Raw genomic sequence first — 6,748 nt, 5'->3', positions numbered from 1 at the left:
GCGCCGAGGGTAAGGTCCGGATCGTGCCACGCGCGACGCCGGAATGGACGCCGACGGCCGTGAACAGGTCCCCAAAGTGACCTTGGACGGGCAACCAGCCCGCCCGGCGGCCACTTTGGCCCGAGCTGTTCGCCATTCGGGCGCCTCGATGGTGCGGTTTATGAGTTTACGCCCTAGTGCCATCGGCTGGAAAATACTCCGATTCGACAGGCCTTACGCCGCGCCCCAAAGCGGACCCTGCAATTGTGTTAATTTAACAGGCTCGGGTGATTTCGAGGAAGTTCGCCTTAGCTCATCTCGTCGAAATCACCCGGCTTCCAGCTTCCATCGAACGCACCGCCTTCGGGTCCATAAATGCGGAAATAGGCGAACCAGCCCTTGCCCGGGGTCGTCTTGATCCACCGCGCCACTTGGCCATCCGATGCCTCCGGCCCGAAGAAAAGATCGACGCTGTCTCCGGTCAGGTCGCTCAGTTCGAACATCGAACGCAACGCTGCCTTGTTCTGATCGGTGCGGATCTGGCTTCGCGTATCGGTTTCATAGACGGTAACCGACCAGAACAGCCGTCCGGGCACCGACAGCGGCACGGACAGCCGATAGTTTTTTCCGCCGTCGAGATAGGCCCCTTTGCCATCCCGAAGGCCCAGCCAATAGAGCGAGCCAGCCAGCGCATCGCGACGGAACATCGCCGGGGAGGCGCCGATCGCCTGATAAAACCACTTCTCCCGCGCTTCGAGATCCGTGTGGAACGCGGTGTTGAAGTCTCCATCCTCATAGCGCAGGCTTGCCCATTCCCACTTGCGGTCCGGCCATGGGAACCGGTCGGGCCGGCGGTCGGCAAAGGACTGAACCCGCATCTGGTCGTTGGCGATCTGCGCCGCGCGTGTCAGGATGTCCTTCATCCGTTCGTCCGGTGCAAAAGGCGTGCCCTTTCCGATTCCCAGGGCGGCAAGCTCGCCATATTCGTTGTGATATCCCGCAAAGGCCGGTTCGTGTTCAAGGGTCCGGTGCAAAACCTCCCAGAAGTGAAACTCCCGCTCATACGCGATCGGCGTACCGTCCTGCTCAACACCAGTGAGATCGATCCATTGCGGCTCGTCCCATGCCGCCGTAGGATCGAGCGGATAGACCTTGATGGTGGTCAGCAGCTGTTTGGCGCTTTCGACATCGCCGCCCACCGGCAACGCCCGCGCGCCAACGATCTGAAGATTGCTGCTCGCCTCGTGGAGGTAGATACCCTCGCCGCTGGGCAGTTCGCCCTGCCAGCCCGGCGGAACCAGGACATGCTTGCCGCCCTTGCCTCCGTCAGGTCCCGGCAGCCCCATGTCCGCTACCCAGCGCTGGTTGACGTCGATCGAACAGACGATCAACGCCCCGGGCTGCAGCTCGATCACCAGCGGTCCCACTCCAAGGTCAAGAAGCAGCGGACCGTAAGGCGTATCGTTGTTGGTGGTGTAGACGATCTGTTCCGGCCCGGAATGCATGGTCCCGAACACTTTGTTGGGCACCAGTCCGCAATCCAGATTACCCTTCAAGATCGCTGCCCCCACAACGGTCGGGTAAAAGAACCGATAGGCGGTGATGGCACGGTTCAGGTCTGCCGCGTCGTAGGCGTCCTGAGCGGTTTCTGGATCGGGATATCCGAGCGAAAAGCGAGCGTCATCGTTGGCGGCTGACGAAATGGCACCGGACATAAACTTGTCTCCTCAGACCGCCACGTTACCCCGCTGCCATAATCCCGACATTGGGGTCTCCCCCGAGAGGGCGAGGGACAAATACCGGTTAGGAAGCAAGAACGCCGCGACACTCTGGAGATTACGACGTCTGTTGGCCCACGGGTAAAAACCATCAAAGTCGTCGGTCAGGAAGCAGCCAAACAGTAGCTTGGTAGGCCGCCGCCGGAGCGGCCGGGCAGCAAAGCGCTTAAAATCGGTCATTTCTGAGCCACGCCATCGTTCGATACATCGCGTTCGACACGGCGGCCTGTCAGCTGATCGATGTGAAGCGCCGGCCATGAACGTAGTCGCTATTATTGTAACTATTTGGCGATACCACGACGAAGGCGTAGCGCGCGGTTATCCGCGACTTAAAAATGATCAGCCGATCCGGGTCTGAGCTGCTAATCGGCAAGCGCCGCAACCTGGAATATCGCCGATCATTCAGGCATCCTCAAACCGCGTATGCTTCGGCGACGGTCAGCGCAGTGGGGTGTCGACGACGTACGGCTGGTCGTGGAACGCGCGGACGAACCGATACGACTACGGCAACCGCACCGAGATGACCGGGCAGCAGTTCGATGCCTCGCTGATGCTCCAGTTCTGGGACGGAGGCGGGCGAATCCGCCTGCCCAAGAAGCTGGTTCCCCCCATCAACAGCCGGGGCAATGACGGCTGGTGGGATCTTTATGATGTGGAGATGGGGCCGGACGTGATCCGGGCCAGATACCGTCTCAATGGTCTCAACAAGCCGCTGGTGACGATCAACCGCCGCAGCGGTCAGATCAGCGTGCAGGGCACCGCGCCTTATGCGTTTCGCGGAACCTGCGACCTGATTGATGGGCAGGAGCATCGCCGCTTCTGATGTATTTCGGCTCCCCGGTGCTTGCCGTCGTCATGGTTGTGCGACTTGTGTGTCAGCGCGAACGCGGCCCGATCAGCGCCGGTGCGATGAGGCCGCGCCGGGCCGCATCGGCTGCCGCCTCAATTGCGATGGCGTTGACGGGATGGACTACGGCGATCGGAATGGGCGGAAATCGGCCACATTGAGCCAGAAACTGCTCGGTCGCTTGAGTGATGGGGGCCTCAGTCATGCGCGAGAATCCAGCGCGCGATCTCCGGCCAGGCATAGGCGAGCGTGCGATGCCCCATGAACAGCCCGATGTGCCCGCCGGGAACCAGCCTGCTCTCGATCAGATCGGGGTCCGTACCGAATAAGTCGCGGGCGCGAAAAACCTGCTCGGACGTCGTGATATCGTCCTCCTCGCCCGCCAGCAGGTAGGTGGGTATGGTTATGTCTTTAAGGTCCAGCGTCCGCCCTAGCGCGCTAAAAGTGCCGTTGGCCAGCCGGTTTTCCTTGAACAGCTGGCTGATCGCCTGGAGATAATAGCGTCCCGGCAGGTCCAGCGGATTCTCGTACCAGCTGGCGAATTTCTAGGTGCGGGCGATGTAGTTGCGATCCTCTATGTTGCGGTAGAGGGTCTCGAACTTCTCGACGTACTGCTTGTCGGGATGCATGTTCTTCCAGCCCGTCAGCATGAAATCGCCGGGCATGTTGCCTCCGCCCGCGCCGACCATCTTTTCATGCCCCTTGAGTGTCTCGGACATCATGGATCCACAATTCGCGCTGAGGGTACGGAATGGAGATGCCGGCGTCGTCCAGCGCCTTGACGATCACGAAGTAGAGATCGGATCGCACGGTCAGGCGCTGGTTCACGTCGCCCACGAAGCATAGCAGATTGAGGTTGATGGCATTGTCCCCCAAGGCATCGATCACGACGCGAGGGAGCGGATCGCCCAGCACCTTCTCGTGCGATACCGCTATGTCGACGAGCAGCTTGCGCACCTTTTCCAGGTCGGAACCGTAAGCGACACCGATCGGTAGCACGATCCGCCCCTCGCTGTCGCCATAGGTCAGGTTCTTGACGCTGCCGGCCACCAGTTCGTTGTTGGGGATGATGACTTCGTGGCGATCGGCCGTTTCGATGTGCGTCGAGCGGAACGCGACCTTGCGGACATGGCCGGAATAGCCCGCGACCTCGATCCAGTCGCCTTGCTTGATCGGCCTTTCGATGAGCAGGATAATACCGCTGACGAAGTTCGCGACGACCGACTGCAGGCCAAAGCCGATGCCCACTGACAGGGCCCCGGCGATGAAGGCGAGGCTCGAAAGGTCGAGCCCTGCAGCCGTGATCGCTACCAGCGCCGAAAGCGTAAGTCCCAGGTAGCCGGTTCCGGTCAGGATCGCACTGCTTGCTCCCACGTCCACCCGAAGCCGGTCCAGCACGGCGAAATGGACGATACGCTGGATCCAGCGGGTCAGGATGTAGCCGAACAGGAACACAAGCGCGAACGTCATCACGCTGCCGAACGATATGCGAATGTCGCCGAGCGCCACGCCATTCTTGAACGCCAGCACCAGGTCGATGACTCGTTCACCACTGACGCCCCACATCAGCGCGATCAATGGCAGAGTGGCTATCAGCAGGACGAAGCCGAATACGAGCGGCACGACTTGCATGTAGCGGGACTGAGGCTGGCCTGGAGCCATGAACAGCAGACCCGAGGCTTCGGTAAGCGAGCGGAACAGGAATAACGCAGTAGCAGCGGTGGCGAACGACGTCAGCGTCGATATCAGCAGATACTGTGACAGCTTGGAATAACCGGTCATCGCCGCAAGCACCGCGAGTATCGCGATGATCCTCAGGAACAGGATGACCGAGGACAGCATGTCGCCGCGGTGCGATCCAGCCTCAGCATTCGTGCCAGCCTGTCTTCCGGGCCGGGCAAGTCGCAGGAGTGCGGTCAGTCGCCAGATACAGGCGGCGCCGAACACGATGATCGCCAGCGAGATGATGGCATCGAGCGCGGGAGCGCTGCCGGGCAACAGCCTGACATCCTGCCGCAGGGTATTCGCAGCAAGCGTGGCGCCAAGCAGCGCCATGAGTGTGATGGCATTGCCCAATTTGCCTTCCGGGAGGGTGAGAAGCCGTCCGGGCGGAAAGGCCGGTTCGAAAATGCTGTGGCCCAGCCAGCGGGCGAAAATGACGGTCATGCCCGCAAGCGTCACCCGTCCGCCGATTGCAGCAAGGACCGGTAGCTGATCGGGCATGCTCCGCAAAAGCAGATGGACGAACAACAAGGCCAGCGCCGGAGCGGCAATGTCGATGAGATCGCGCAAGAAGGCGAACCCGAGACGCCTCGCCGGCACAGTCGATGCCTGGGAGCGCCGGTCGATCATCACGCGTGTCCGGCGACGGACGCGGAATGCCAGCCACAGCGCAACAATCCCCGCAGCGAAGGCGACAACGAACCGCGCGGCAGCGGAAAATGCGCCGCCAGCGGGCAAGGCAGCGGAAAGCAGCGTAGATACTTGCGATCCGGCCGCTCGCCATGTCTGCACTAGCAGCACCGAATTGCGGTTTGCAAAAAGGTCACGGCTACGCTGCTTGCGCAGGATTTCATCGATGTCCGAGATGAGCACGCTTGATCGGGCGTGGAAATCCCGGGCGGCCATGACCGGTGCCTGGTCCGCCGCCAGTTCGGCATTGAGCGCAGCGCGACGTGTACGCATCCATTCAGGCTCGGGCTGCCCTTTGGCTGCGGCGCCCAGTTCCTTGAGCTGAGCGGCCGCTATCCGGCTTCCGAGGCTTCCGTGCGATGTCTGTTCCAGCGCTTCCTCGCGCTGCAGGGTCAATTGCAGGCGCAACTCTTCCCATTGCTCCGAGGTAATCCGATCACGTCTCGGCGGTGGAAGCTGGAGCAGCGTTTCGGCCCGCGTCGCCGTCGCCTCCCAGGTTTGGCTGGTGCTGTCAGTCACTTCGGCCATCGCGGGCCATGCGATCAAGAGCAGGATCGCCGACGTCAGGCCCAGGGCGAGCCGAAAACTCACTGGCCTCCTGGCCGATGCATTTGAAGTGTCTGGCATCACGGCTGCGGTACGACCGCATCCATGATCGTCAGCCGTTCGAGCGGCGTGGCACCGACCCGCGAATCCGTGACGAGGATCGTCGATCCCGGTTTCAATTGCGCCTTGACCAGTTGGTAGAAGGCTCTCGGCATATGGACCCGGTTGACAATGGCTTCATCGACTTCCTTGCCTTCATCGGCCTCATGCCCGTTCATCCCCACATAGACCCAGTGCGGCTTTCCCTGCCGGAGCGTCAGGGTGATGACATGTGAGCCGGGATCATCGTCATTCACCTGTGCGGCGCTGCGTCCGATCTCTGTTCCGTTGCGGAGCACGACGACGCGCTGATCGGATTTCGACACGATGATGCTGAGCGGCCCTTGCTCGGCTGCTTGCGGTGTCCAGCGATATTCCATTCCCTCAAGGGGCTGCGTGTCCCGAGCCCGGCCGGCCGCGTCAAAAGGGGCAAGCAGGCTGTTGTCGCTGGTCCGCACGTGATGGGCGGCGTCGCCCTCGACGACCACGGTAATGCCAAGGCTTGTTATCCCGAAAAGCTCTCGTGCGAACTCGAAAGGGAGATGCACGCATCCATGGCTCTCGGGATAGCCCGGCAGACCGCCCGCATGGAGCGCGACCCCATCCCACGTCAGCCGCTGCTGGAACGGCATCGGCGCACTGTTGTATTTGCTGGACCGGTGATCGGCGTCCTTCTGAAGAATGGTGAATACGCCGGTCGGCGTCTCGTGACCTGCCTTGCCGGTCGAAACGGTCGTGGCGGCAATGCGGATCCCGTTGCGATAGACGATGGCGATCTGGCGGGAGAGGTCGACATAGATCAGGATCGGCCCCCTTGGCGAGACCTGAGACGCCCAGACCCACTGGCCAGGTTGGAGATCCTCTATCATTCGCGCGAATTCAGGAGGCGAACTGGCTTTCGCCCCTTGCGCCGCTACTGGTTGCGCAAGCATGCATGCCAATCCCGCAATGACAATGCCAAACGATCTCATGCCATCCCCAAGCAAATTGCTGATCGGAACCCTTGCAGGGAGTAGATCAGGAATTTGCTTGGACAGTGCAAGTGTTTACGTATGTTACTTCTAGTGCCGTAGCTGTGTAGCGAAAA

The 6,748-nt window shown here is 61.2% G+C and carries 6 protein-coding genes and 1 pseudogene; 1 reads left to right on the top strand and 6 read right to left on the bottom strand.

Features of this window, described 5'->3' with window-relative positions; all coding sequences use genetic code 11:
• Window positions 1–287 precede the first annotated feature (287 nt).
• Complete coding sequence (locus RT424_RS12380) at window positions 288–1,694, bottom strand: DUF1214 domain-containing protein (protein ID WP_313438402.1); 1,407 nt, start codon at window positions 1,692–1,694, stop codon at window positions 288–290.
• A 514-nt stretch (window positions 1,695–2,208) separates the two neighbouring features.
• Between RT424_RS12380 and RT424_RS12375 the strand changes: the two genes are divergently transcribed.
• Complete coding sequence (locus RT424_RS12375; protein WP_313438400.1) at window positions 2,209–2,580, top strand: hypothetical protein; 372 nt, start codon at window positions 2,209–2,211, stop codon at window positions 2,578–2,580.
• A 52-nt stretch (window positions 2,581–2,632) separates the two neighbouring features.
• On the opposite strand, the gene RT424_RS12370 is transcribed toward RT424_RS12375, so the two are convergent.
• The 5 genes and pseudogenes from RT424_RS12370 to RT424_RS12355 form a co-directional block, all read right to left on the bottom strand.
• A complete protein-coding gene (locus RT424_RS12370; protein ID WP_313438397.1) occupies window positions 2,633–2,809 on the bottom strand; it encodes a hypothetical protein in 177 nt (58 codons plus the stop codon).
• Window positions 2,802–3,128, bottom strand: a pseudogene (locus RT424_RS24540) (hypothetical protein); the annotation flags it as partial. The pseudogene RT424_RS24540 and the gene RT424_RS12370, both read right to left, overlap by 8 nt.
• A 21-nt stretch (window positions 3,129–3,149) precedes the next feature.
• Window positions 3,150–3,323: a hypothetical protein gene (locus RT424_RS12365; protein WP_313438395.1), complete on the bottom strand. Its 174-nt coding sequence runs from the start codon at window positions 3,321–3,323 to the stop codon at window positions 3,150–3,152.
• A complete protein-coding gene (locus RT424_RS12360) occupies window positions 3,298–5,607 on the bottom strand; it encodes a mechanosensitive ion channel domain-containing protein (protein WP_313438392.1) in 2,310 nt (769 codons plus the stop codon). Before RT424_RS12360 ends, RT424_RS12365 begins: the two co-directional genes overlap by 26 nt.
• A gap of 35 nt (window positions 5,608–5,642) precedes the next feature.
• On the bottom strand, window positions 5,643–6,632 hold the full coding sequence (locus tag RT424_RS12355; RefSeq protein WP_313438405.1) for a L,D-transpeptidase: 990 nt from the start codon (window positions 6,630–6,632) through the stop codon (window positions 5,643–5,645).
• Window positions 6,633–6,748 lie beyond the last annotated feature (116 nt).

This window comes from Novosphingobium sp. (genome assembly GCF_032093395.1).
In the GTDB taxonomy this organism is placed as follows: domain Bacteria; phylum Pseudomonadota; class Alphaproteobacteria; order Sphingomonadales; family Sphingomonadaceae; genus Novosphingobium.
The sequence above is the reverse complement of the archived record's forward strand: the minus strand, read 5'-3'. Positions and strand labels throughout refer to the sequence as shown.